Annotated in this window: 25 protein-coding genes and 2 pseudogenes; 15 read left to right on the top strand and 12 right to left on the bottom strand. The window is 54.0% G+C overall.

Features of this window, described 5'->3' with window-relative positions; all coding sequences use genetic code 11:
• The first annotated feature begins 51 nt into the window (after positions 1 to 51).
• The 3 genes from KRAC_RS29430 to KRAC_RS29420 are packed head-to-tail and all read left to right on the top strand — an operon-like array spanning position 52 to position 2,730.
• The gene (locus KRAC_RS29430) at positions 52 to 918 is read left to right on the top strand and encodes an ABC transporter ATP-binding protein (protein ID WP_007913650.1); all 867 of its coding nucleotides are present in this window, start codon (positions 52 to 54) and stop codon (positions 916 to 918) included.
• Positions 899 to 1,810, top strand: coding sequence for a metal ABC transporter permease (locus tag KRAC_RS29425; RefSeq protein WP_007913649.1), 912 nt, complete (start codon positions 899 to 901; stop codon positions 1,808 to 1,810). The genes KRAC_RS29430 and KRAC_RS29425 overlap by 20 nt, the downstream gene beginning before the upstream one ends.
• Entirely contained in the window at positions 1,807 to 2,730 is a 924-nt protein-coding gene (locus tag KRAC_RS29420; protein ID WP_007913647.1) for a metal ABC transporter permease, read from the top strand. Before KRAC_RS29425 ends, KRAC_RS29420 begins: the two co-directional genes overlap by 4 nt.
• A 577-nt stretch (positions 2,731 to 3,307) precedes the next feature.
• On the opposite strand, the gene KRAC_RS29415 is transcribed toward KRAC_RS29420, so the two are convergent.
• Positions 3,308 to 4,024: an IS6 family transposase gene (locus KRAC_RS29415; RefSeq protein WP_007913640.1), complete on the bottom strand. Its 717-nt coding sequence runs from the start codon at positions 4,022 to 4,024 to the stop codon at positions 3,308 to 3,310.
• Positions 4,025 to 4,061: 37 nt separating this feature from the next.
• Between KRAC_RS29415 and KRAC_RS29410 the strand changes: the two genes are divergently transcribed.
• Positions 4,062 to 4,472, top strand: a complete 411-nt coding sequence (locus KRAC_RS29410) for a DUF5655 domain-containing protein (RefSeq protein WP_007913639.1) — start codon at positions 4,062 to 4,064, stop codon at positions 4,470 to 4,472.
• Here the strand turns inward: KRAC_RS29410 and KRAC_RS29405 are convergent.
• From KRAC_RS29405 to KRAC_RS74700, 5 genes are all read right to left on the bottom strand, one after another.
• Positions 4,462 to 6,384 carry a hypothetical protein gene (locus tag KRAC_RS29405; protein ID WP_007913637.1) on the bottom strand — a complete coding sequence of 641 codons (1,923 nt, stop codon included), beginning with the start codon at positions 6,382 to 6,384 and terminating at the stop codon, positions 4,462 to 4,464. The genes KRAC_RS29410 and KRAC_RS29405 overlap by 11 nt on opposite strands.
• A 120-nt stretch (positions 6,385 to 6,504) precedes the next feature.
• Positions 6,505 to 7,239, bottom strand: coding sequence for a ubiquinone/menaquinone biosynthesis methyltransferase (locus KRAC_RS29400; RefSeq protein ID WP_007913635.1), 735 nt, complete (start codon positions 7,237 to 7,239; stop codon positions 6,505 to 6,507).
• Positions 7,236 to 7,808, bottom strand: coding sequence for a hypothetical protein (locus KRAC_RS29395; protein ID WP_007913633.1), 573 nt, complete (start codon positions 7,806 to 7,808; stop codon positions 7,236 to 7,238). The genes KRAC_RS29400 and KRAC_RS29395 overlap by 4 nt, the downstream gene beginning before the upstream one ends.
• 130 nt (positions 7,809 to 7,938) lie before the next feature.
• Positions 7,939 to 8,685, bottom strand: a complete 747-nt coding sequence (locus KRAC_RS29390) for a TetR/AcrR family transcriptional regulator (RefSeq protein WP_244422334.1) — start codon at positions 8,683 to 8,685, stop codon at positions 7,939 to 7,941.
• Positions 8,686 to 8,969: 284 nt separating this feature from the next.
• The gene (locus KRAC_RS74700) at positions 8,970 to 9,893 is read right to left on the bottom strand and encodes a carboxymuconolactone decarboxylase family protein (RefSeq protein WP_007913630.1); all 924 of its coding nucleotides are present in this window, start codon (positions 9,891 to 9,893) and stop codon (positions 8,970 to 8,972) included.
• Positions 9,894 to 10,015: 122 nt separating this feature from the next.
• Here KRAC_RS74700 and KRAC_RS76350 point away from each other — a divergent pair, with 122 nt between their 5' ends.
• Positions 10,016 to 10,801, top strand: a complete 786-nt coding sequence (locus KRAC_RS76350; RefSeq protein ID WP_244422333.1) for a hypothetical protein — start codon at positions 10,016 to 10,018, stop codon at positions 10,799 to 10,801.
• A 260-nt stretch (positions 10,802 to 11,061) separates the two neighbouring features.
• Here KRAC_RS76350 and KRAC_RS62760 read toward each other — a convergent pair whose 3' ends face one another.
• Positions 11,062 to 11,637 (bottom strand): GNAT family N-acetyltransferase, encoded by a 576-nt coding sequence (locus KRAC_RS62760; RefSeq protein ID WP_007913627.1) that lies wholly within the window; start codon positions 11,635 to 11,637, stop codon positions 11,062 to 11,064.
• A 366-nt stretch (positions 11,638 to 12,003) separates the two neighbouring features.
• Positions 12,004 to 12,549, bottom strand: a complete 546-nt coding sequence (locus KRAC_RS29365; protein WP_007913626.1) for a hypothetical protein — start codon at positions 12,547 to 12,549, stop codon at positions 12,004 to 12,006.
• Positions 12,550 to 13,064: 515 nt separating this feature from the next.
• Here KRAC_RS29365 and KRAC_RS29360 point away from each other — a divergent pair.
• The 6 genes from KRAC_RS29360 to KRAC_RS29335 all read left to right on the top strand — a co-directional run bounded on the left by KRAC_RS29360 (position 13,065) and on the right by KRAC_RS29335 (position 19,168).
• On the top strand, positions 13,065 to 14,774 hold the full coding sequence (locus KRAC_RS29360) for an IS1634 family transposase (protein ID WP_007913624.1): 1,710 nt from the start codon (positions 13,065 to 13,067) through the stop codon (positions 14,772 to 14,774).
• A gap of 338 nt (positions 14,775 to 15,112) precedes the next feature.
• Positions 15,113 to 16,576, top strand: a complete 1,464-nt coding sequence (locus KRAC_RS29355) for an isochorismate synthase (protein ID WP_007913623.1) — start codon at positions 15,113 to 15,115, stop codon at positions 16,574 to 16,576.
• 259 nt (positions 16,577 to 16,835) lie between these two features.
• Positions 16,836 to 17,675 carry an IS3 family transposase gene (locus KRAC_RS29350; protein WP_007913615.1) on the top strand — a complete coding sequence of 280 codons (840 nt, stop codon included), beginning with the start codon at positions 16,836 to 16,838 and terminating at the stop codon, positions 17,673 to 17,675.
• Positions 17,676 to 17,910: 235 nt separating this feature from the next.
• Entirely contained in the window at positions 17,911 to 18,462 is a 552-nt protein-coding gene (locus KRAC_RS29345) for a TetR/AcrR family transcriptional regulator (RefSeq protein WP_007913613.1), read from the top strand.
• On the top strand, positions 18,450 to 18,788 hold the full coding sequence (locus KRAC_RS29340; protein ID WP_007913611.1) for a YciI family protein: 339 nt from the start codon (positions 18,450 to 18,452) through the stop codon (positions 18,786 to 18,788). Before KRAC_RS29345 ends, KRAC_RS29340 begins: the two co-directional genes overlap by 13 nt.
• Positions 18,785 to 19,168, top strand: a complete 384-nt coding sequence (locus KRAC_RS29335) for a PPOX class F420-dependent oxidoreductase (RefSeq protein WP_007913609.1) — start codon at positions 18,785 to 18,787, stop codon at positions 19,166 to 19,168. The genes KRAC_RS29340 and KRAC_RS29335 overlap by 4 nt, the downstream gene beginning before the upstream one ends.
• Here the strand turns inward: KRAC_RS29335 and KRAC_RS29330 are convergent.
• A pseudogene (locus KRAC_RS29330) lies at positions 19,165 to 19,951 on the bottom strand (IS6 family transposase). The gene KRAC_RS29335 and the pseudogene KRAC_RS29330 sit on opposite strands and share 4 nt — an antisense overlap.
• Positions 19,952 to 20,085: 134 nt before the next feature.
• On the opposite strand from KRAC_RS29330, the gene KRAC_RS29325 reads away from it, so the two are divergent.
• The 4 genes from KRAC_RS29325 to KRAC_RS29305 all read left to right on the top strand — a co-directional run bounded on the left by KRAC_RS29325 (position 20,086) and on the right by KRAC_RS29305 (position 24,000).
• Positions 20,086 to 20,439 carry a hypothetical protein gene (locus KRAC_RS29325; protein WP_007913607.1) on the top strand — a complete coding sequence of 118 codons (354 nt, stop codon included), beginning with the start codon at positions 20,086 to 20,088 and terminating at the stop codon, positions 20,437 to 20,439.
• 563 nt (positions 20,440 to 21,002) lie between these two features.
• On the top strand, positions 21,003 to 22,802 hold the full coding sequence (gene ltrA / locus KRAC_RS29315) for a group II intron reverse transcriptase/maturase (RefSeq protein WP_007913605.1): 1,800 nt from the start codon (positions 21,003 to 21,005) through the stop codon (positions 22,800 to 22,802).
• 24 nt (positions 22,803 to 22,826) lie between these two features.
• Complete coding sequence (locus KRAC_RS29310; RefSeq protein WP_007913604.1) at positions 22,827 to 23,147, top strand: hypothetical protein; 321 nt, start codon at positions 22,827 to 22,829, stop codon at positions 23,145 to 23,147.
• Positions 23,148 to 23,358: 211 nt separating this feature from the next.
• A complete protein-coding gene (locus KRAC_RS29305) occupies positions 23,359 to 24,000 on the top strand; it encodes a pyroglutamyl-peptidase I (RefSeq protein WP_007913602.1) in 642 nt (213 codons plus the stop codon).
• Between the two features lie 57 nt (positions 24,001 to 24,057).
• Here KRAC_RS29305 and KRAC_RS69325 read toward each other — a convergent pair whose 3' ends face one another.
• From KRAC_RS69325 to KRAC_RS71785, 3 genes and pseudogenes are all read right to left on the bottom strand, one after another.
• Positions 24,058 to 24,468: an ISAzo13-like element transposase-related protein gene (locus KRAC_RS69325; protein WP_052568680.1), complete on the bottom strand. Its 411-nt coding sequence runs from the start codon at positions 24,466 to 24,468 to the stop codon at positions 24,058 to 24,060.
• Positions 24,443 to 24,989: pseudogene (locus KRAC_RS78465) on the bottom strand (ISAzo13 family transposase). Before KRAC_RS78465 ends, KRAC_RS69325 begins: the two are co-directional and overlap by 26 nt.
• Positions 24,982 to 25,356, bottom strand: coding sequence for a hypothetical protein (locus tag KRAC_RS71785; protein WP_040445297.1), 375 nt, complete (start codon positions 25,354 to 25,356; stop codon positions 24,982 to 24,984). Before KRAC_RS71785 ends, KRAC_RS78465 begins: the two are co-directional and overlap by 8 nt.
• Positions 25,357 to 25,766: the final 410 nt, after the last annotated feature.

Genomic DNA, 25,766 nt, shown 5'->3' with positions numbered 1-25,766 from the left:
GCATGAGTGCGGCAAGTTTAGGCTTGCCGCACTCATAAAGGGAACCACAACATGCATGATATATTCTCTTCTCCTTCGCCTGTTCCCACTCCTCCCAAGCTTTCCCCCATTATCCAGGTGGAAGACGCGGCGGTTGTGCTGGGAGGGCGTAGGATCTGGCAGCAGGTACACCTGAGCGTCCAGCCAGGCGAGTTTCTGGCGATCCTGGGTCCCAATGGCGCAGGCAAGTCGACGCTGCTCAAAGCCATGCTTGGGCTGCTTCCGCTCGCGGCTGGAAACATTACGGTCCTTGGGCGTCCCGCGCAACGAGGGAATGCTGCCATCGGCTACGTTCCTCAACGGCGGCATTTTGAGGCCGATGTGCGTGTGCGAGGGCGCAGTATTGTGCGCCTCGGGCTAGACGGAGCGCATTGGGGCTTGCCCTTACCGCTACTTCAACGCCGCAAGGAGCGCGAGGCTGCGGACTGCGTGCAGGAGGCCATTGATCGTGTTGGCGCAAGCGCGTACGCGGATCGACCAATTGGTGAGCTCTCTGGCGGAGAGCAACAACGCTTGCTGATCGCGCAAGCGCTAGTCAAGCGCCCGCGCATCCTGGCCCTGGATGAACCTCTCGACAGCCTGGATCTGCGCAACCAGCAAGGAGTGGCGGGCGTGATCCGCCAGATCAGCCGGGAGACAGGGGCCACGGTACTGCTTGTCGCGCATGATGTCAACCCCATCCTGGCGGCGGTTGATCGCGTGGTCTATGTCGCACATGGGCAGATTGCTGTCGGAAAGCCAGAAGAGGTGATCACGACTGAGACCCTTTCGCGCCTCTACAATACGCCCATTGAGGTCCTGCGCGCCAGCGATGGGCGCATCGTTGTGGTTGGGCAACCCGAAGAGGAGGTCAGCTATCATGCACATCGTCTTCGCTGATGCCAACCCCTTCTCCTGGGACCTCGTCGCCGATCTCCAGCTCCTTTTGCACTATCACTTCATGCAAAACGCGTATCTCGCCGGGACGCTTGTCGCCGTGGCGGCAGGTATGATGGGCTATTTTATGGTGTTGCGCGACCAGAGCTTCGCGGGTCATAGCCTGGCCAACGTCGGCTTTGCTGGGGCGACGGGAGCTGCTCTCTTTGGGATCGCGCCCGTCATCGGCCTCTTTCTCGCGGGCTTGCTCGCGGCTGTTGGTATCCAGACACTCAACAGCGCGGCTCGCCAGAATCGCCAGAGCGATATCGCGGTTGGAGCTGTTTTCACCGCCTCGCTGGCGCTGGGCTTCCTCTTTATTCATCTCTCCACAGCCGAGTACGCGGGCAGCGTCTATACCGTTCTCTTTGGGAATGTGCTCGGCATTAGCGACGCGGATGTGGGAGTCATTGCCTGCTCAACGCTGCTCCTGCTTGCTGTTCTGTTCTGCATTGCGCGCCCCCTCTTTTTTGCATCCCTTGACCCCAATGTGGCGGCGGCGCACCGAGTACCAGTGCGTATCCTCTCCCTTGGCTTCCTTGTGCTGCTGGCGCTTGAGGTTGCCGTCGCCGTACAGGTCGTTGGGGTGTTGCTTATCTTTGCGCTCCTGGTCACGCCGGCAGCGATTGCGCACGCTGTCACAACTCGCCCTGCCGTGGCTGTGCTGGTCGCGATCACCTTAGCGCTGCTCTTTACCTGGGTCGGACTCGCCATTGGCTACGCCACTCCCTATCCAGTCGGCTTTTTTATTACCACCTTTGCCTTTTGCACCTATGTACTGGTCCGTGGCGTGCGCTTCATCCAAACGGCTCTCCTACGCCGACGTGTCCATTCACGAGAAGGAGGGATCATATGAACATCATCACTGCCACAGCACTGCCCCCATTCACCCTGAATCTCTGGCAGGATCTCCAGGTAATGCTGAGCTACGACTTTATGCGCCAGGCTCTCCTTGCCGGAACACTCTTGAGTATCGTTGCCGGGTTGGTTGGTTATTTTGTCGTCTTGCGCCACCAGGCGTTTGCAGGAGAGTCACTTTCGGATGTCGCCTTTACCGGAGCGCTGGGTGGCGCGGCATTGGGTATCAATCCTTTCCTCAGTCTGATGGTCACAACCGTTGTTGTGGCACTTGCGATGGGAGGATTTGGTGAGCGCTTGCGGGGACGAGATGTGGCAATTGGCACGGTCCTCTCCTGGGTGCTTGGATTAGGTGTCTTCTTCTTGAGCCTGTTTACCGCGCACGTGAGCGGGACAGGAACGGGCTTTTCAGGGGTCACAGTGCTCTTTGGCAATATCCTGGGGGTATCAGCAGATCAACTGCGTACGATAGCCCTTGTGAGTGGCGGGGTAATCCTTGCCCTCTTGCTGCTTGTGAGGCCTCTGCTCTTTGCATCCCTTGATCCCGATGTCGCAGCCGCTCATGGGGTGCCAGTACGTGCACTTGGCCTGGGTTTTATGGTCCTGCTGGCCATCACCGTCAGTGAAGCAACCCTGGCCGTGGGAGCACTCCTGGTATTCGCATTATTACTTTTGCCAGCCGCTATTGCGTACCAGATGAGTAGTCGCCCCTTTGTAGCCCTTGGGCTTGCGGCTATCCTCGCTGTCGTCTTTACCTGGATTGGCATGGCCATCGGTTTTTATACAGGATATCCAAGTAGTATCTGTATTAGCCTGCTTGCGTTTGTGTGCTATGTTGCGGTGATTGGAGGGAGTGGCAGCATAGTGAAGATCGCAGGAAAAAGAACGAGGCCGTTTGCGCATGAGAGCATCGTGTGACCCATATTTCCCGACAGAAAAGACACAAAATGTGTTTAATCAGCTTGGTGGACAATCTTTGTTGTGCAAGAGAGATATTGGTTTCGTTTGACATATGCCATTTGAAAAGAAAACTCCATAGCTACCTCTATGTGCCTCATTCTCTATGGAGAATAAGGTTAACCTCAACGACTATCAAACTTTGGAGAAAGCATGTGCTAACATTGAGTACTTCTTCCACAATGTCTATAATGGGCAACGGCTGCATTCCGACTTGACGTATCGATCACCAAACGAATTTAAGCAGATGTATTACCAAGGTCTGCTTTCCTGAAATGTCATCTGAAGTGGCCTTTGGGAACCAGTCCAGGGAGAAAAGGGCCTCAATGTGAGGATGATTTCCAGATTTCAGCCCTTTTTGCAGATGAAAATTGGCAAAAGTGGAGTCAAAGTGGTGAGAGCTCATCAACAAAAATGCTTAAGTTAACACTACCAGCACAAAGGTATTGTCAACTTAACCAGAAAAATGAAGAATATTGCTGAGGTATAGCGAAGAAGGATGCTGATGGGTCATGGAAGATGTGGGGGATACCTATGGTTATGCGACTCGCTTTGCTCCAGTCAGTTCATTCCAAGTCTGAAATCGGTCCTGTAAAAGAGCGCGGTATTTTCCGGCCCTCAGACGGTGTCGTCGCAGTTGAAAATGTCCAGCGATGGGGCCAAAGGCAGAGAGGAAGCGTTGAGCCTGTTTCGTTGATTTGAACCGCCGCATCTTCTTTTCACGCAGGCGCGTCGGTTGGTGAGAATTTTCCGCCCGGTTGTTGAGCCCTTTGTGCTGCCGGTGCTCTACGCCAGGCAGAATCTCGCGTTTGGCCGCGCCATAGCTCCTCAGCTTATCGGTAATGATTACACGAGGAACGTATTGCAACCCTTTGAGAAGTTTGCGGAAAAAGCGTTTCGCCGCGTGTGTGTTCCGCCGGCTCTGCACCAGGATATCCAGCACGTTGCCGTCCTGATCGACGGCTCGCCACAGATACGACCTTTTCCCATTGATGGTGAGAAAGACCTCATCCAGGTGCCACTTGTCCCCACACCAAGGGCGACGGCGGCGGAGTTCGTTCGCGTACGTCTGCCCAAACTTCAAGCACCACTGGCGCACGGTTTCGTAGGTCACGACGATTCCGCGCTGTGCCAGAAGCTCTTCTACATCGCGAAAACTGAGCGAGAAGCGGAAATAGAGCCACACAGCATGGCTGATGATTTCAGGCGGAAAACGGTAGCCTCTGTAATCGGGGGCAGTGGTGGTTGTTTTCATGAAGCCATGTTAGCACATTGTTCAGCTACGTTCCAAGTTGACAATATCAGGCCGAGACCCAGCGGTCGTCGCCCTCTTTCACGCCTTCGCACAGGCCGTTGCCGACGCCGGTCCCTTTACCTATTCACCCATCAAGGCACAAGTGGGTTTCCAGGGCCAACAGCGGATTTTTGCAGGAGTTCGTCTGACGAAACGAGGGTTGGAAGGCTATCTCGACTTGCCCCGACGAGTCGAGAGTGCGCGCTTCCGCCGCGTTTCTCCCTACACTCATCGCCTCTTCGTGCACCATTTTGTCTTGACTTCTGCCGACCAGCTCGACGCCGAGTTCCTTGGCTGGATAAAGGAGGCCTATCAGGTCGGCCAGGGCCTTCCCCAGATGAAAACGCGACTAGGCCGGGGCGCTCTTGAGTTCCACGAAAACAAGTGTGGCTGGAGTCTTAGGCGCTGACGAGACCGAGAGACGTGGCGAACCTTGCTGGGATGCCAAACAGTTGGATCGTCACCCGCTCAGCGGAGTGCGCGCGCGCATTGCGAGCCAACCGCTTGGCCCAGGACAGACGAGTGCGGGCACGCTCGGCACGGGAAAGTGGGGCGGGAGTGGCAGGGTCTCTGTCATTCCCAGGCTCTGCCTGGATTTCTACGAGCTGGTGGCGAAGCAGGTGGATGCAGGCACGTCGATGTGCTCTTCGACTCCAATCCTGCCAGAGAAGCGGCTTCCCTTCGATAGCGAGTGGATGCAGGAGCACGCTGACCTGGCGTGGCTTTTTGGTGGCGTTGCCATTCCATTGGCACTGCTCACGCAGCGGACAAGGACGGCAACTGCGAATGCTGGCCGCGTACACCACGCGCAGGCTCCCATCAGCTTCTCGACGTTGTTCCTGGGAGTGAAGAGGCTTGCCAGCCGGACATCGGAGCGTCCCATCAGGCTGGAGAGGAAAGTCGGCTCCGGTAAAGCACCCCGTTTTCCAGGAGGTGGCTGTGGTCGGTGGACCGTATCCAGAGGCAGGAGCGGCTGAGGATGGATGGGTAGCGGCCTGCTTGCTCTGTAATGGAATGGCAGGAGCAAACTCAGTCGTGCGCAAAGGGGTCGGATCTCCCTGGTGCCCCAACTCCAGGCGCAGATTCCACACCCATTGGCTTACGATACACCATGTCTCTTGGCCGCAAGCAGTATGACTACACCAGCGATCCGGATCGATCTCCTGATCTTCATCAGAGAGCGTCGGCTCGAAGGCGCCACGATGCAGATACAGTTCGACCACATCGGAAGCGGTGAATGCCTGCTGCGGCAGGTTGGTGAAGAAGAGTTCGTAAACAACGCCTGCGCGTGTGACGCCAACCGGACTCTTCTTTTTGGTGGCTGGATGCGTTGCCACGACTACGCGACAAGATATCCCCTCGGGTCCCACCGGGGCCTGTAGGCAGTCGTAGAGGCTGCGCACCATCTGGCTTTCTGGGCGCTGTTGGACCTGGTCAGGAGGCAGATGCAGACGCGCCTGAACCAACGGGTGATCGAGCACACGGTATTCTTTGCCACGGGTCACAAAGGCGAAGCCAGCCACATCGGTGAGCACAGCCCCGGTGCCATATTGCCCGTCGAGCCGCAGCAGGGTGTGCGAAGCTTCGAGCTGATATGCCGTAAGATAGCACCCAATGGCAGAGAGCCCCTTGCGCAATTCTTCCCGGTAATGCCCGTTGCCACGGTTGCCAAACGAGCCGAGCCACTGGTAGCTATGGGCCTGAGAAATGGCTGCGCGTGTCCGAACAACCTCTCCGCGTTTGCGGCCTCGGTAGCCAGGGGCGCACACGTCATCCAACCGACGAAAGGGCGGGGGAAGTTCATCGGTCTGGGGTAAAGCGCGTTGGCGGGCGGCCTCTCGCGTCCCATCGATGTCGAACACGATCCAGGAGGTTCCTGCTCGATCTCGCAGGCTTCCTGCTTGCTGGTCGGGCGTGAGTGGCCGAGCGAGTAGATCGTCCAGAAAGAGGATACGCAGGGCTTCAACAGGTGCCTCCGTCAACGCCGTTAAGAAACGGGAGAGCGCCGAACGGGAGGGCAACCGATCCCGTTCAAATAAGGCCATAAATGGGACGGCAAACGGCTGGAGACGCTGGTAGAACTCCTCCGGGGTGCGTTCCCCGCTGATGGCATAGCCGAAGAGGATGGCAAGGAAGTCGATCACGTCGTAGTGCCCGAAGCGCCGCCGCGCAAAACGCACCTGCTCGTTGATCTTGTTCAGCACGTCATGCTTGCGAAGATGCGCCGTTATCACCACGACTTCTCCGAACCACGAGGGCGTTGTGGGATTGGATTCAGAAGAGGTCTGGATACGCACTGATCCATCGGCGATACTGGTCATATGTGCCTCCTTGAGAGAAAGTGTTTGCTTCTTTCTTCTTAAAAAGGCACATTTTTATCCCTGCGCGCTATGGGTTAGCAGCTCGTTGCGCATCGCGTGGGTAAATGGGCACCTGGCCCTTTACTTTTTTGTAGCACTATGCAGAGCTACGAAACCGCCAGTGAGATAGTGAAAATGAACATCCATCCAGCCACATTCCTCCATGAGCGCCTTCAGTCGGGGAGCGTCGGGAAAGGCACGCAGAGATTGGGGGAAGTACTGATAGGCGCTGAGCTTCTGGCCAAGCAAGACGCCGAAGAGAGGCGCACATGTGTAGAAGTAACCATGGAAGAGCGCGCGCAAGATGGGGCCAGGCGGGTGGCTGACCTCCAAGCAGATGAGCCGACCGCCTGGGCGCACAACTCGCCGCATTTCCCGTAATCCTTGCTCCAGATCCGTCAGGGTACGTACGAGAAAAGAAGAACAGCAGAGGTCCACGCTGTTGTCAGGCAGATCGAGCTGCTCTCCATTGCCTACACGCAGTTCGATCCGCGCCCCAAGCCCGAGCAAGCACACCTTCCGCTGCGCCTGAGCGAGCATCTCTGATGTGAGATCAATCCCAATGATGCGCGCCTCGGGAGCGGAGACACGCGTGAGCTCGATGGCGAAATCCGCTGTACCGGTTCCCAGATCCAGAGCGACTTCCCCAGTGCTCACAGCCAGCATCCGCGCCACACGCTTGCGCCACACATGGATCAGACCAAAGCTTATCAAGACGCTCATCGCATTATAAATCCCCGCGATACAGCGAAAAGGATTGCTCAGAGGCAAGGCCTGCTTGCTGGCGCCCACTGAAACTCCTTCTGTTTTCATCATGGGCGCATATTCTCCTCTCCTGATTCGATGTGAAAAGCGTTAGCGTTGCTCATCTCACGCCACTGAACTGCCTTCGCTTCTCGGCTGACTTGCTGCTGTTGAGCGCGCGTCAAGGTTCGCTGGAGAACAATAAGCAGTACGCCGGTGAGGGCTCCAATAGAAGTCGTGGCCCAGCCTCCATAGATCAGGCTAAAAATGATCTCCAGGAGCGGAAATGAGAACAGCGGCGGGGTGAGTGCTTGCAGCATGAACAACGTGGGTATCCAAAACAACATCCACATGATAGGATGAGCAGCAATGCTACTAAGAATGCCTACCAGCAACCCTCGTTTGATCGTCATGCGATTGGGCTTCACGATAAAGCGGAACCAGGCGGGTATACCAATCAGCAGGGCGGCAGCGGGAGCGGCCAGATAGAGGAGAGAGAAATCGCTATTGAACCCTTGTGCTGTAGTGTGAAAAACCAGTGCGGTGGCTCCGTCAGCAGCCAGGACAATCACCAGTCCCATAAACAGCCAGAAGATTCGAGGCGGTTTGACCGAAGCGCTTTCAATATGCGCTAATGACATGTTGTGTTCCCTCCTTCTCTTCGCTTATGATGTTTCTTTTTGAAGCTGGTCTATGGCTTTCTCATCTCGTGTTGAGCAGATCAATTGGTAAAAGTTCATGAAAGCTACGATGCTGTCCTTTAGATTGGTTTTACAAGGAAACTTCGTTGCTCTGGTAATCCTCGTCCTGATAGCGTTCGTCACCAAGCAGAGGACCAATGATTGTAGCCAGCCGGGCCAGGGATTGTCTCACCGGCGAGAGCCAGAGCACGGGCTGCATGAGCTTGAGCACATCGCAGAGAAAGGCGAGAAAGAGCCGGGTACGCGCCGCGTTTTTGCTCTGATCGATCAGCCAGAAAAGCACCAGGGCCATATGAGCGCCATACAACACGGTTGCCAGATCCTCGCGCTGGGCCTCGCGCGGCGCATCCTTTGCCCCCTGAATAACTCTCAGATAGCTCTTTCTGGCTCGCCGGCGTATCTCTGCGGCGCTTGCGCCAAACACTCCCACTTTGGAATGCGGATTGAGCGTAGTACCGAACAGTGCACTGAATACGCCTCGATAGGGTGCGAGCAATGTAAGCTGCTGGCTGAGAGTCTGATGAAGCCGCTCGGATAGGGAAGTAGGCGGAAGCTCGCGTGTATACTGGTCGAGTTCCTCGTCCAAGTTTTGATACAGCACCAGGACCAGTTCCTCTTTACTTGCAAAGTAACGATAGGTCAGCCCAGGCGAATATCCCGCCTCTGCCGCTATCTCGCGCATCGTCGTTTCTTCATAACCCCTGTCCCCGAACAGACGCAGCGCGCTCTCCAGAATGCGCTGGCGCGCCAATTCGCCTTTGCGGGTCAGTCTCCCGTCCAACTCTTCGGTCATCTCGCCTCTTTCGTGCTTTCTCATGCTCTCTTCTTTGAAAAATAAACGTGTTTATTTTTATAAGTATAGAACGATACGAGGAAATTGTCAAGAGAAAATAAACACGTTTATTTTCTCAGTGAGGGCCAGCCGAAGCGTTGTCTCCTGTTGGCCCTCACTGCTTCTTGCTACCAGAAGTTGCGCTTATGAAGCGTGGCTCCATTCACGAAAAGGTCGCGTGGCTTTGCATTAGGAACTCCTGTTCCCGTCCCCTGCGGGATGGACCAGAAAGGTTCAGGGACGCCTCGAAAGCCTGGCCTAAAGTGCCTTTACGCGGCCTTATGGGCCAGTTCCAAAACGTTGAGGCCTCGCTGCCAACGATGGAGACCAGCACCCAGAGCGGAAGCCACAATCAGTTCAAATGCGGCCCTCTCACTTCCTGCCTGTTCGACGACCTTTGCCACCTGCTCATCCGTGACCTGGTAGGCGGCCTTGCCAACCTGTCGTGCCAGGTCGTCGTAGGGTGCCTCCAAGGGGGGGCCTCCGGTTGCTCGCTCTGCCATCGCTTGGCGAAGGGTGGCATCGGTCTCCCCCGGCCCTTCGAGGACGCGCTGGCGCACCGTGTCGGCCAGGGCACGATGATCGGGATGGGCGGGAGTCTTCCCTTTCCCAAACGCATAGCCCTGGACCAAGAGTCGCTTTGCGGCTCGGTCGAAGTCTCTCTCAGAGAGCATCTGGTAATCGAGGGTATCCGCGCAACGGGTGGTGATATGAAAGAGAACGCAGACCGCGATTGCATCCTCCAAGGCTTGAGGTGTGACCTCTCTCCGAAGCACCGCCCGAGCATCCTTCACCGTCAGTTCGTCAGGTCGCCGGGTCAAGATCTCCAGGAAGGTGAGGGTTGCCTGTAGTTTCGTGGGTAGTTCCGCCTGCCGGAAATCCTCAAGGGTTGCCTCTACGAGCGGCCTTCCCAGCACTCGCGCCACGATCGCGCCGTGAGCTCCGATACAGAAAGGGCATGCATTCCACTTGGCGGTCATGACCACCATCAATTCCCGCTCTGCGACGGTCCAGGCGCTTTCTCCACGCATGGCCGCATGCGTCCAAACACTCATGGGGTCGCCAAAGAACTTTTTGTGGTAAAAGACGAGCCGCGCTGCATCGGGCAGGCGCATACCCGACACCAGGGAGATAAAGCGGATAAGGAGGGGCGAGATGAGGCCATCGCCATGCTCGACCTTGTGCAGTCTCATACGTTTTCCTTTCGTTCTTGAGATACTGTCAGTAACGTGGGATCTTTAAAAGAGAAAACACCATTTTGTGTGTTTGTGCTTTTTCGTGCGCAGACCTTTTCAGTTGCGACGTGTCACGCTTCTTGCAGCGAAGCTGCGCCTGCTCTAGGCCTCGTCTCCCGCATTACACTGGCAAGAAAATCACTTGTTATGCGGCTGCGCGCAATTCTAACGGCTACATCGCCCTGCTGGCTGACATTGAAGCGGACAATCTCTCCAGTCACAACAGTCTGGAAACCCGCACCTGGCTGACGGACCATCCACGCATCCAGCACGTGGTCATTCCCAAGGGGGCGTACAGGCTCAATCTGCAGGAAGGCTGGCTGGGCCTTGTGAGCACCTCTTTCGACGCGATGCGTTCGCTGGACAGGGTTTTGCCAATGCCAGTGAAATTGAGCGAGCGATGTAGGTGGCGACGGTGCAACTCAACCACCGAGCCAAACCCTGGATTTGGGGACGGCCTCCCAGAACGCGGCGCCACTTGCATCGCCTCTTTTCTTACCGCCTTCGAGGAACAAAGCACTAAGCGAGCACGCGGCCCGGTCTGCATCCCCATTGGGGGTAGAGGCTACCGTTTTCAGTTGAAACACATTGGTCAGGTCGAGACACGTGATCAGCGACCCGCGTCTGAGACAATGGAGGCAAAAACTCAATCCCAACCCATCGTCATGGCTGCCATGCTCAATGCGGTGCGGGGTATGCTATGGTTCGATAGCCTTCCTCGTGCTCAGACTCGCCAGCCTGCTTTTGTTCGCCTCTACGATACTGCTGGCGGTTCAAAAGTGAGCCAGAACCACATGAAATCTCAAAACCTGCTCAGCCTACACCCTTATTACCATGTATCCAAAGGAGCCAGAGCCACTTGGTAAATTGCGTGAAGAGTGAGCACGTTTTGACTCGAAGGGTGGGATTTTGGCGCGAAGGGTGAGCAGCACAACTATTGAGAGCAGATCAACTCGCTTCTGGAGCGGGCTATGTTGCGCTGTTTGTGTAAATTCGGCTGGACATTTGGAGTTTCAAGGGGAAACAGAGAGACATCCGTGAGTGATGCTGTTCTCGAACAACGCAAATCACCTCTTGAATGCTCCTGAAACCGTCCATGAAATTCCCCAATTACCCCTATAGAAGCCTAATTCACAGAAAGATCTTGTTTGAAAATGGTCTCATATTTCTGATAAAACTCAGGCTTCAGTATCCCAAAAATGTAGGTATCTTGGCGTACTCCATTGTGGAAATCGTGCTGCCGCAGCAAACCTTCTCGCTGGAACCCAACATGTTCCATCAGCTTCTGCGAACGTTGATTAAAACTGAACACTTCGGCATAGACGCGCTCCAAGCCCTTCACAGTGAACCCATAGTCCAGGAGAAGACGCAGGGCCGTCCTTCCAATCCCCTGTCCCCTCAGATGTTTTTCGCCAATACAGATGCCCAGAGCCGCACGACGCATCCGCAGATCGATCATAACCAACTGAAGAAAACCGACGAGCTGCTTCTCAAACTCGATGCCAAGCATTACCTGATCATCTTTCGTCTGGACCATATGTTGCTCGAAGAAAGGTCGAAAAGCATGATGAGAAAGTGGTTTCTCTAGAGCTGGCGTCCATCCTCCCCAGATGCCGGTTTCGATATCCGCAAACCAGGCATAAACACTCTCTATGTCATTGGGCTCCAATGGACGGAGCGTTACCGCATCTAGCGTAAACATTGAACCTCCTTAAGGGTTTTCCAACAAAAATAGTGTCAATTCCTCTGAAACCTTCAGGGGCACAGTATATACTACCATCAATGGTTCTCATAGATGCCATGATTCGCTTCTTCTCCATCTCTTCAGTGAAACACTCGAAAAGAGACTGCTCAACATACCGTGAATTTACAAGTTTCGAGAACCATGAACCGCTTGTGGCGCGAGCTCTCAAGTATCGAATAGTTGTGCTGCTCACCCTTCGCGCCAAAATCCCACCCTTCGAGTCAAAACGTGCTCACTCTTCACGCAATTTACCACCACTTTTCAAGGCATAGGCGGCTCTGGTGAGATAGTGACCAGGGTGAGCATATTCATTTCCTTTCTCTTCTAGAAGCAAGAAGATTCGGCCAGGTATTTCAGGTTGAACAATTGCTTGCGCATCATGATGAGATCTCCTACAGGCAAGAAGAGACGTAGAAAGCAGCCCCATGCCTTCTTCGGATAGAGAATGCGCAACTTGACGATCAGGCGGCAGGTTTCATCGGTTTGCGGCACAATGAAGTAACTCACTGCACTTTCGCCATACAAAGATTGCACTTGTGGGGAGGTAGCAAGTCCCGTCAGATGCCGATCGTTCTCGAAATCGACAAGTTGCCAGATCCCGAAGTGCTGACCGAACTCCAGGTTTTCCAGGCCTGCGGTGAGCTGGCGGGGGCTGCGGTGTCCGAGATTATCAATCCAATCGTAGCTATAGGGAGCGACACGAAGCTGGCAGAGCCAGCGAAACAGCTGGAAGGCAGGAACACGGACCTCGACCGCTCGAAAGTAGACGCCATCAGCATCTGGCAGATAGCGATCACAAGGAAAAGACAGAGCGCGTTCAGCGGGCGTCGTGCCCCAGGTTGTCCAGAATGATTGAGCGGTTCCTTTCATGCTCTGATTCCTTTCCGCTTGGCAGAGATATTATCTCTGCCTCAAGAGAGATCCATGCGTTGGAGCAGGATAATAACTTCAAAACGCTATCAGGCTTCAGGTCAGTTAATGGCACCAAGGTGCCGAAAGATTCTCACTAGAATCAACCCATGTGCTTATGCGTGCGTGACAGAGAGCTTCCCTTCTACGACGGATTGCGCAACGAGCAGATCCAGGGAGAAACTTGTAAGCAGGCAACAGAGAAGAAGCCAGGAGAAAAAGGCTATTCTCTTCCTTGCAAGGATACCATACCATATGGTATCCTTGCAAGGAAGAGAAATGGGTATTGTCAACTTAAGCAAAATTGTAGAGATTAAACAAAAGAAACAGACCCCAAAGTGGGGATGGCGCCCTTTTTCTGACCGTGTTTTCTAGAGAATCTTGGAGAATGTGGCATCGATGTGGTGAAAACTCATTAACAACTTACCGTTCGCTTAAATCTGGACGCAATAACAAGATTCTGATAAGCTCGTGGCATGAAAGAAGCCTTGAGCATTGAAACTGAAAGAATGGATGATCTTCCGTTGTTGCTGACCCACATGCAACGTATGCACCTGGCAGAATTGCTGGACAAACACATCCCGACCCACGGTCAGAGAAAAGGACTGAGTGTGGGTGAACTGAGTGTGGTGTGGCTGGCCCATATTCTTTCGCAGGCCGATCATCGGATGAATCGCGTGCAAGAGTGGGCAACCCGACGGCTCTCCACCTTGCGTGGATGCGGAATGAGCACGCTGTGTCCGCAGGATGTGACGGATGATCGGTTGGCGGATGTGCTGCGCTTGCTCTCCGATGATGTCCACTGGCAGGCATGTGAGCAAGAACTGATGGAACAACTGGTGCGCGTCTACGATTTGCCCGCGACCTGTGTACGGATCAACACCACCACAGCCAGCAGTTATGCCGAGGTCAACGAGCAGGGGCTGTTGCAACTGGGGCACAGCAAAGATCATCGTCCTGATCTGCCTCAACTCAAGCTCGTGCTTGCCAGCCTGGACCCGTTGGGAATACCGCTGGCGACCGAAGTGCTCTCGGGGGAGCATGCCGATGATCCGGTGTACCTGCCCATCATTGCCCGCGTGCGTGACGGGCTGCAGCAGAAAGGATTGCTGTACGTCGGGGATTGCAAAATGGCCGCGTTGCAGACGCGTGCGAGCATTGCCGCGCAGGGAGATTTTTACTTGTGTCCTCTTTCGGCTCTGCAAGCCCCCCCAAAGCAGGTGGGTCAGGAAGTGGACACGAAGCGTACGCAAGGAGCCCGTTTGCTGTCGGTCTGCCGAGTGGACGAACAGGGAACCAACACGTGCATTGCTCAAGGATACGAAACCATCCACCTCGTAACGGCTCAGGGAGATGGAGAGACGCAGAGCTGGCAGGAGCGCCGTTTGTTGATCCAATCGATGGCAGCCACCCGCGCAGCTCAAGCCAGCTTGCAAGAGCGTGTGCAGAAAGCCCAGCAGGAGCTTGAGGAACTGACCGCACGTCGCCAAGGCAAACCCCGCCTGACGACATGCAACGAGGTGGATGAGGCCATCAAAGCGGTCCTCAAGCGGTTTCGGGTAGAGGGCTTGCTGCAGGTACAGATCCAGGAACACGTCCAGGAGCGTCCAGTACGTGCCTATCGCGGGCGTTTGTCGGGCGTACGTCGCGATTGCACCTTCACACTGACGTGTATGCGAGACGAGATGGCCATTGCCAAGGCCATGAGCGAGCTTGGCTGGCGGGTCTATGCCACCAATCATCTGGCAGAAGACCTGACGCTGGAACAGGCCGTCGAAGCCTATCGCGATGAATATCTGGTAGAACGCAACTTCGCTCGTCTCAAGGGCCGTCCGTTGTCCCTGGCTCCGTTGTATGTGCAACGCGATGATCACCGCGTCGGACTGGTCCGCTTGCTTACCCTGGCCTTGCGCGTTCTGACCTTGCTGGAAGGTGTGGTGCGCCAACGCCTGGGTGAGCAGAAAGAGGAACTGGCTGGCCTCTTTGCTGGCAACCCTAAACGGAGGACGGCTCAACCCACCGCTGAACGCTTGCTGGAAGCTTTTCGCGAAGTGACCTTGACGGTCGTTTCTGCTCCTAGTTTCGCACAGCGGCATGTCACACCTCTTTCTCCTCTTCAGCAGCGAATTTTGGCTCTTTTTGGCTTCTCTCCTGCTGTCTACCTTGGGTTAGCTGATGATTCGTAATATCGACCTAAAATTTAAGCGAACGGTAAGTAACAAATTTTTTTAAGTTGAAAATACCCCTTGCATGAATGAGAACTTTGCTGGCTGCTTGAGCACATGCACTACACCGTGGATGGGCTGACAGAACAGCAACTGCACTGGCGCCCTGCTCAGACTCAGGCCAATAGCTCAGCAGCAATTATCAACCACATTCTCGCCAGTATGCGCGCCTGCATCCTGTGGCCCTGAAAATACGCAGGGTTGGTGGCGCGTAAACAACGATATGATCCACTAAATGTCTTTTGTCGCAACCACTTTTCTATTCAATCAGTCCAAGATTCGTAAGGAGGGAGCCTACCATGCCACTTTCTTTTCAGCATTCTTGTTCTGCCCCGATAGGTATACGCCAGAGTGAGGTAGAAGCAAAGCTTCAGTCACTGCTTGCTCGTGCCATTGCCTGGGCGCAACGTCACCAACATCCCATTATTGCGAGCCTATCTTTTCCTCTTGACCAGTTTGCACCATTTCATCTCTTCGCGGTGTTACAGCACCTTGAGCTCTCGCATCGTTTCTTCTGGTTGCATGGGCAGGAGTGCCTCATAGGAGCAGGTACTTCCCTCGTTCTGGAAGCGCAAGGTGCCGATGTGCATAGGATCTTGAAGCAAAAATGGGAGGCAGCCCGCGAGCAGGTAGTGGCTCTTGGAGATGAACAGGTAACGGACGTCTTACCTACCTTCTTGGGGGGATTTCGCTTTGATCCGCAAGCGCGCCATACATCCTCTGCCTGGCGCCATTTTCCTGATGGTGCTTTGATTTTGCCCCAGGTAGTATTTCGTTCAACACAAGGCGGCTGTTCCCTGACAATCAATCATTCCATTACCCCCGAAGATACTGTTCTCACTTGCGAGAGCGCCATTCACTTGGTGCTTGACCGCATTTTTCAGATAAGTGCATCCTTGGCTCAAGACGCTCTGTTTCGCTCTGGCATGGTCTCGAGGGACGTTGATACCTCTCAGGAAGAGCCCTGGAAACAACTGGTAAGCGACGCAGTACGGGCAATTCGACAAGGCACCATGTCGAAAGTGGTGTTGGCACGCAGTATGAGAGTCAATGCACGCTCGCAGTCCTCTTTTGATATTCCCTCTCTGGTCTATCGCCTTCACCAGCAAGCACCACTTTCCTATATTTTCGCAATGCAATTCCAGGAGACGGCGTTTGTAGGCGCAACACCAGAACAGCTCGTAGCAGCACAGGCAGGAAAGATACGGACGATGTCACTGGCCGGTTCTGCGCTGCGCGGTCAAACCGTCGAGACCGATGCTTGTATTGGTCAGGCGCTGCTAACCAGTAGGAAAGACCGAGAAGAGCATGCAATAGTGACTGATACCATCATGCAACAATTAGGTCCTTTGTGCAACACACTTCATCGACCAGTTCTGCCTCAATTGCTCCGCCTGCCCACAATTCAACATCTGCAAACGCCTATCTGGGGCCAATTACGTCAGGGCTATAGCTTGCTGGATGCGGTATCTGCGTTACATCCAACCCCTGCCGTTGGGGGATTACCCTCTGATGGAGCACGAACCTACATTCGCACTTACGAGCAGATGGACCGCGGTTGGTATGCTGGGCCTCTTGGCTGGATTGATCTGAATGGAGATGGAGAATTTGTGGTAGCGCTACGTTCTGGACTCGTGCAGAAACAAACCGCAACGCTCTTTGCTGGCTGTGGTATTGTGGCCAACTCGCAGCCAGAAAGTGAATATCAAGAAACATGCTTAAAGTTCCAGGTCATGCTCAATGCAATTCAAGGACAAAGCTAAATCTTTCTTGGCAGACCAAGGACGATAGCTCCATGCTCTCGCAAAATACAAACCCACCCTGGTCATAAGACGAGGTAGAGCCACACGAACTGGTGAAAATGGGAGAGATTTGAAAATATCAGGCTTTATTGGTGCGGATATATGTATGCAAACCAACATATCAGCACCAATGGAGCCTGGACTGCCCCTAAAGAATCGCTCCAGCTCAGATTTCACAGAAGAGTCCCCTGAGAAGTGGTGAGCAAAAAGGAGCAACATCATGACTCAGCAAGTTTTCAGTCCAGAAATCAAACTGCACATTGTCCGACAACTGGTGAGTGGCTTGGCGTCAATCGGCGCTGGTACTATGAGCATCAACAGCAGCAAGCCAGACGTGGCGAGCAAGAAGCCAGGGTCCGCCAGGCGATGGAACAGGTCATTCTCGCGTTTCCCGGCTACGGCTATCGGCGCGTTGCAGCGGGCAGGCACCAGGATCAACCACAAACGGGTGCGGCGCATCATGCGCGAGCACTCCTGGCTCTGCCGAAGCAAACGACGAACGGGGCGAACGACCAATTCGTGGCATCAGTACCGCCGCTCTCCCAACCTTGTCGCCAATCGCCAGTTTGATGCTCCCGATCGGTGTTGGGTGGCGGATCTGACATACATCCGTTTGCCCAAAGAGTTCGTCTACCTGGCTTGCATTCTCGACGCCTATTCGCGCAAGTGCATCGGCTGGAGCCTGCGACGGGGGCTGGATCACTCGTTGACCCTGGCGGCCTTAGAGATGGCTATCCAGTCTCGCGAGGTGCGCCCCGGACTGATCCATCATTGCGACCAGGGCAACACAGCCTATGTGCATCGTCTCTTCGAGGTCGGAGCCTGCGTGAGCATGGCTGCCACGGGGAATCCGTATCAGAATGCTCAGGCCGAGAGCTTCATGAAGACCCTTAAAACTGAGGAAGTCTACGTGAATGATTACCAAACCCTGGAAGAAGCCTCAGACAATATCGGGTACTTCTTGCAGGTAGTCTACAACCAGCGGCGGCTTCATTCCAGCCTGGGATATCGGCCGCCTGGCGAGTTTGAGCTTTTGTGTGCTCAGGGTCTCCTTGAGTGATATCTCTACTGGAGTGGTTTCTCGGGTCCAGTCCAAAGACATTATCGGTGATCCTCCATCCCCCATGGATGGTACAACAAGCTGATCCAGGGAAGGAAGCTGTAAGCAAGCGACGGAGAATCCATGGAGAGCAACGAAGCAGGGAGGGAAAGAGCGTTCATCCCTTGCAAACATACCATACCATATGGTATGGTATGAGGAAGAGAAACGTGTTGAGCAAAGGGAGGAACCGGTCATGGCGCAACTCAGCAGACGCAGATGGCTCGAGGAAGGACTCGCCCTGCTTGAAGAGGCAGGAGCCGAAGCGCTCACCATTGAGTCCTTGACCAGTCGACTTGGGGTGACCAAAGGGTCCTTTTATCACCACTTCGCCAATTCCCAGGACTTTAAGCAGCGGTTGCTGGAGTTTTGGGAAGAAGAGGGAACACTTCGCATTATCCAATGGGCAGAACAGGAGGATTCACCACCAGAAAAGCTGGCACGGGTGATACGAGCGAGCTTACATCCTCCTCGGCTCGATGTGGCTCTGCGCGCCTGGGCCTTACAAGATGAACAGGTGCGCGTTCACCAGCAGCGCATCGATCAGCAGCGGCTGGCGTATCTGGAAGCGGTGGTCTTTGCCACCAGGGCCGATCATCTGTACGCAAAGTCTCTTGCCAGAGTCCTCTACAGTCTCTATGTGGGCAGCCAGCATATCATTCCCCCCATTGAGGGCGAGGATCTCGGCGCTTTATATCAGCTTGTCCAACAGTGGTTTGCAAAGGAGAGTCAGCAATGTTTGTCGTGATCTATACTCATGGCCCGGCCTGGCAGACTGGGAAGACGGTGTCTGAGCAGCCCTTTTATCGTGAACATGGCAGGTATATGAAACAGTTTTTTATGGCCAGGAAGCTGCTTTTGGGCGGTCCTTTTCTGGACAATCAGGGCGGTCTGGGCATTCTCGATGTCACGAGCGAAGCGCAGGCGCGGGAGATCGTTGCACACGATCCCGCGGTGTTGGAGCGGGTTTTTGAGCCGCACCTGCATCTCTGGCATGCCTACTTCAATCAGTATCAAGCGCAAAGCGCTCCATCAGGAGAGTGCCCATCGGGCGAGAGGGAGGTCTTGCCATGACGAACCCAACACAGGCTCTCGAACGCTTCGTTCGTCCGAAGACAATCCTGCTCACGAGCTATCGTCGCAACGGCACCTCGGTGGGTACGCCGGTGCATATCGCCGTCAACGGGGAGCACGCCTTCGTCCGTACGTGGGACAAAACATGGAAGTTCAGGCGCATCCGCAACAACCCCGTGGTCGAGATCGCCCCAGCGACCTGGCGCGGTCAGCCCACCGGTCCGGCGAGCCGTGCCCACGCTCGGGTGCTGGATGGGAGTGAGGCGCTCCATGCTGCTCACGCCCTTGCCCGCAAGTATCCTGTGCTGCATGGTTGGTTGTGTTGCAAAAAAGGGAATGATATGCAAAGGCCTGTTTTCTCCTCTTGCTGTTGCACTTAGGCAGCCACCCCGAACAGGCGGGAGATGAAGGTGACTTGACGAAGAATATCTCCTTTTCCCACGCTTCGTATCTGCCCTTTGCGTATCATGTTCATCACCTCGTATCCTTGCAAGGTTCGCTCCGCTGTCTCGAATGAGAAGAAGCCCATCCCGGGTTTGGTCAGCCGCTTGATAAACCGATGGTCTTGTTCGATCAGATTGTTGAGGTATTTGACCTGCCTCAATTCAACACTCTCTGGAAGCACTCCGGCTGCTTTCAGATCAGCAATAGCTTTGGGATAGGCCGCGTTTTTATCGACGTTGATCACGCGAGGAGCCAACGTGATGGCTGTGATGTCAGTCAGAGCCATGGGCGAGGCTACCTGCTCAGTGACCAGACACGCCAGAGAAACCGGACGAACAGTCGATACGAGTGCTTTGAGGAAGAAACGTTTGGCCGCTTCGGCATCGCGCGTCGGGCTCAAGAGAAACTCCAGCGTATTCCCCTCGGAATCGACGGCCCGGTAGAGATAGGCCCAGGCTTTTTTGATCTTGATGTAGGTTTCATCCACGCGTCCTCGAGTCGTTGCCTATTCTCAGGCGGGTCCGGCAACGTTTTTCCAGTTCCGGCGCATATCGCTGCACCCAGCGATAGATCGTCGTGTGATCAACGCACAGGCCCCGTTCGAGCATCATCTCTTCCACGTCGCGGTAGCTGAGTGCGTACCGCAAGTACCAGCGCACACACAGAAGAATCATGCCGGGCTGAAAGTGACGCCACTTGAACGGGGGATGATGACTCATGAAGAGAACTCCTCGCAAATAAAGAAGAGTTTATCATCGCCCCCTCATTCTTGCAACACAACCCAAAAAAGCGAGAAGCGTTGCAAAAACGGCTTGAGAATGTGCGACGGTGGACAGTGGGAGCCCGGAAGCGGATGCACAACGCGAGCAAGCTGTACCGGAAACGCTGTCAACAGACCAAAGAACGAGCTGATACACTCTATCGCATCCTCAATGAGCATCAAAGAGAGATGGAACTGGAAGGTGTCGCCGACTTTCTTCTGCGTAAAACGATCAAAGAGGAGAAGGCTGTGGCAGATGCCGAAATTGAGGAATACCAGCAACGACAGTGGAAAGCCTATCACACCAGCAACAAAGAGTTCGCCAAGTGTGAGAAATATTGTCGAGAGCAGCGTGAGTTCCTCCGAGCCATTGAGGATCTAGCACAACAAGAGCGGGAGATGTACGAGCTGGATGTGCGACCCGTTCAGTCTAAACTCGCTGCATAAGCGGGAGGACGACTGGCAAGGTGATGAACTTTGACAACTGATCATCCGATGTGAGGCGCAATTCCTCACCCGCGAGGTGAACGCGGAACAGCAAGGCCCCGTGGTAGCGACTGGTCATCAATCCACGAAGCGGGCATCAAAGAAGCAACTGTGAGTCTGACGACGGTGAACTTCTGAGCCAGGCTCCTATGGCTAAGGAAACTGAATGTACGGCTGAACCATCGTAACGTACAACAAGTCAAACAGACTGAAAGACTTGCCCAAAAGGGAACAGGATAAGGCTAGCAGTATCCAAATGACTAGCAAACGTGATGTGGTTGTCGAGACCGCATCATCTCACCCAACACTATCCTCGGTGGATAGTACAAGCCTAACGGAGCGCAAAACGGATGATCGGAACGGGATAACCCTCAAAACCGCTCTCATTGATGGTCGATACAATGAGCAGGCGACCAGGCCGCATGCGCTTGAGGGAAGGATTGCCGAAAAAGCGAATGCTAGGGGTAATGCCCTAGATAGGCTAACGTCGGCACAATGATCTGGAAGAAAGAGGCACAAGTAGTATGACAGATACGAAGGCACCTAGGGTGAAGCGGAAAATGCCACTTGACCCTGAGAGTGAGAGTTGGCACAAGCTGCCCTGGCGCAAGTTTGAGCGGCATGTGTATAGGATACAAAAGCGCATCTTTCGAGCCGAACAACGTGGCAACGTGAGAGCAGTCCACAAACTCCAAAAACTCTTGATGAAATCCAGAGCAGCGCGAATGATAGCTGTCCGGCGGGTGACGCAGGAGAATCAGGGCAAGAAAACCGCAGGGATAGACGGAATCAAATCTGTCCACCCCAAACAACGGTTGGAAATGGCTGATCTCTTGCACCCGAAACGAATAAGACACAGGAAGCCCCAACCGGTCAGACGAATATACATTCCAAAGCCGGGAAAAACGGAAAAAAGGCCGTTAGGCATACCTGTCATGCTCGACCGCGCCCACCAGCATCTAGTAAAACAAGCACTAGAGCCAGAATGGGAAGCAAAATTCGAGCCGAACAGCTATGGATTTCGCCCTGGACGCTCGTGTCATGATGCCATCGGAGCCATCTATATGCAGATCAACAAAAAGGCAAAATATGTCTTAGATGCGGATCTGAAGGGGTGCTTCGATAACATCAACCATGAGGCACTGCTTCAAAAACTGAAAACCTACCCGGCGCTCAAACGGGTGATCCGGGCGTGGTTGAAGGCTGGCTATGCTGATAACGGGGTGTTTGAAGAAACACCGAGCGGCACACCGCAAGGGGGAGTCGTTTCACCGTTATTAGCAAATATCGCACTTCACGGGATGGAAATAGCTCTAACAGAAGCATATAGACCCAAAGAAGGGAAACCAAACTTTGTCCGATATGCCGATGATTTTGTGGTTTTTCATCCAACGGAAGAAGGGATATTCAAGGCTAAAGTAGTGCTAGAAGCATGGATCAAGGACATGGGATTAGAAATGAAGCCCAGTAAAACCAGGATTACACATACGCTCCAAGAATATCAAGGAACGATAGGATTTGATTTCCTGGGATGGACTGTGAGGCAATTCCCGGTTGGGAAAACGCACTCAGGAAAACTCCATCAGCGTCCACTGGGGTTCAAGACCATCATCAAACCGAGTAAAGAAGCAGAGAAACGCCATATAGCGGAATTGGGAGAAATCATTCGGAAAAACCGCCATGTATCCCAAGAACAACTTATCAACAAGTTGAACCCGGTGATACGTGGATGGACAAATTATCACAAGACCGTGGTAGCCGCCAAAACCTTCCAGCGATGCAGGAGAAATCTGTTTCAGCAACTCCAAGAATGGGGGAGACGACGACACCCCAACAAAGGGAAACGATGGATAGCCAGGAAATATTGGCATGTTGAGGATGGCGCAGGATGGATTTTCAAAGACGAAAAAGCCACCTTATGGAGCCATGATCTCACGCATATCCAACGCCATACCAAAGTAAGAGGGACGGCAAGCCCATACAATGGAGACTTACTCTACTGGAGTCAAAGACTGAGCAAACACCCAATGCTGAGCAGCACCAAAGGCAAACTCCTCCAAAAACAAGAAGGAAAATGCCGATGGTGTGGACTCCTCTTTCAAGATGGAGATCTGATAGAAATCGATCACATTACCCCCAAAAAGGAAGGAGGTGGAGAAGAATTGAGCAATAAATTCGCACTCCATCGACATTGCCATGATGTAAGACACGCAAAACGTGTTGCCGGTGCTTATGACAAAAGCCAAATCATTGAGGAGCCGGATGCGTTGAAAGGCGCAAGTCCGGTTTTGAAGACGAGCGGGAGGGGCGATCCTCCTGCTTAGTTTAACAACCGCAAGGATCAGATCATGGCTGTCTGCAAGGTGGCTCTGGCAAATCTGGGCATGTGCGTGCGCGATCACTATTTTCCGGCTTCCTACGCTCATGCCAGTTGGCACCGCTTGCAGCCTTTCTTTCAGTTGCCGGGACGGATCTTCTGGGGACGGGACCGGGTCGAGGTTGAACTCAAGCCATTTAACGACCGTGTCCTCAACCGAGATCTGGAGGCACTGTGTGCAAAGGTCGCGAAAGTCCAGCCGTGTTTACCAGATGGACGCTCTCTCTTCTTTCGTATGCAAGGGGCTGCTGTCATTCCACTTCTAGATGCGCAAGAGATGGCGGTGGTGTGAAACCCTGAAAAAGCTCTGGAACACCAGGCAGAACGGTTGCAAAACAAACTCAAGAACAGTATGCTATTCATATATGTCTGGAATCCGAACAGGCGGCGTGCGATGCCGAAGCCGTTGATGTTATCACTGCTGCTTCATTAGAAATATATGCAGGTGTGCATCCACTTATCACGGACGAGAGCAGACAAAAAGATGGAAGGTTAGTTATCATATGAAAGTACACATTTCCGGTTTTGGACCGTTTGGAAAGGAAAAAACAAATCCCACGGCCCGCTTGATTGAAGACCTTGATAGCTACCGTATTGACGGCGCATCACTTCAGTTGCATCTCTTGCCTGTTACCGTTCAGGGAATACATGATTATGCCAAATTGCTTTATGAAGAGAGTCTTGATGACGAGATCCTGGTAATTGCTTTTGGTCTCGCCGGCGGAAGAAAAGGCATGGCTATAGAAAGAGTGGCCATTAACTGCTTCGACTTTTCAATACCCGATAACGATGGTAAGAAACTTATCGATACCCCTATTGTTCCGGGAGGCCCGGATGCCTATTTTTCCGGACTTCCAATTAAACGAATCCAGGCATTCTGGCAACGTACCGGTATAGCCGGTTATGTTTCCAACACTGCTGGCACGTATCTGTGCAATGGACTCTTCTACCTTCTCCGGCACTACACCAGGGCTTCTGGCGCACGTGGTGGCTTTATACATGTTCCTTATACAGGGGACATCATTACTGATTCTTCAGAGCCAACAATGAGTTATGCGGATGTGTTGAGCGCGGCCAAGATGGCTATCGAAGTAGCGATACAGTACCCTGACGATGAAGTGCTTCCAGGCGGAGCTATTTGCTGACCTTTACGAGTAATCACGTATGGGGGAAACGACACGTGGTTCGTTCCTAAGTACTTGTTAAAAAATAACTTTCTCCCTCTCTGAGGTTTGAGTAGCCTCGGAAGGGATAGCGGGACGCGGCCTGATCGTATAGTTCCACTGGCGACACACACTCAGCGGTTCGATGTTGAGTTGCAGCATTTGGTCATCGGAGACCTTTTGCCCTTTCGCAAAGGTTCCGTCTAAGCAGGCAGCCCGAACCGTCAACCCGCTCTGGGTACTGGTGCCGCGAATATAATTGAGCATGATGTCCAGACTGCGGAGGGGCTTGCCCGCCCAATTCCGGCTGATCTGGCTAAAGAGTCGATGCTCGATGGGATTCCATTTCGAACACCCAGTGGGATAATGACACACGGTCACACTCAGCTCATAGCGATCACTGAACTGCTCTTGCAGGTGGAGCTTAAAGCTGCCGAGTCCGATAGCCATTGCTGCCTCCGGCATCGGCCAGGATCAATAGGTGTGTGGCGTGAGGAAAGAGCTTTCGTCCCTCCTCTTCCCACCAGCGGGCCAGGGCGGTCACGGCAAATTCCGGCGTATCGGCTGAGGTCCCTACATAAACGGAGCCACGATTGCTACCCACGTCATAAATCCCATAGGGCACCGCTCGCATCAGGGCATCGTGGGGAAAGTCATGCACATTGACCGTCTCTGCTTCTTGACCCCAGGCTCGCCCAGCATTCTTGAAGTCGCCAATCAACTCTTTCTTCTTGGTATCCACACTGATGATCGGCTTGAAAGACCTGTCTCTGGTTCTCGATCACCTCAAACTGAGATTGTCGATCAGGATGAGCGGCGCTGGCCTCGTGCTTTTTCACATTCACGCGCAAAGAGTAGCCAAGCTTGCGTAACAGACTCCCCACCGTCGGTGGACTGGCAGCATAACCGGCTTCCTCCAGCTGCCGACTGAGATGACGCAGACTGCTGCGCACCCATTTCTGCTCACTCATGGGGTCGCCGGCTGTTTCTGGCTGCACCAAAGCTTGCAGTGCCCCCTCTAGCGCCGGGTCTTTTTTCGGCGCGGGGCCGACCTCCACCGGGCAGGCGAACTCGCTGCTCCGGTCGCTCCGCAAGCTCCCCGGCGAGTTCTTGTCTTCCACGCCGGATCGTCTTTTCATCCAGACCGGTGATTTGCGTGAGCAACCGATCCCCACCAGCACCCAGGCGGGTGGACTCCACCGCCACATACCAGCGCCGTTGTTGTTCATCCAGTCGGCTCAGCAGCAGATTCATCTGTCGATGCAGCTCTTGATCAGGATGAGGCGTGTCCTGCTGGCAATGGGGACACTCGCAGTGATGCACCTCTGCTCGTGACATGGCTTGTTTCTCTCACCTCTGTTTTTCTTAATAACCTATTCTACCTCCTATCTTCACGTCTCACCAGCTGTAAATCCCAGATTCGGCGGGAGAAATCTGCATACCTCTGCGGGCCATCGTAAGCTGGGGAGCTTTCCCTTTGGCTCTTTGTTCGCCAGGATACCTCTGCCGATTCCGCCCTCAGCATGTTGGGATTGACAATGGAAGTACCGGTGGCCCCGGTTGGTAATATGTTTGGCAGAGTTGAGTCTCAAAACTTTCCCTCTCTTTCCTTGTCTCTGCTCTCGTGATATGGTACGCTTGTTCCAGATACCTATTGGTTCAATTGCTTGCTCCGTCTGGAGGTGTATGTTCCTGGCCTGGCCGCTCGCGCTTTCGGCGTTCGCCCCGATGGGGTTATTTTAAACAAT

Source organism: Ktedonobacter racemifer DSM 44963, assembly GCF_000178855.1.
Lineage (GTDB): Bacteria > Chloroflexota > Ktedonobacteria > Ktedonobacterales > Ktedonobacteraceae > Ktedonobacter > Ktedonobacter racemifer.
This window is presented reverse-complemented; position numbering and strand designations above follow the sequence as displayed.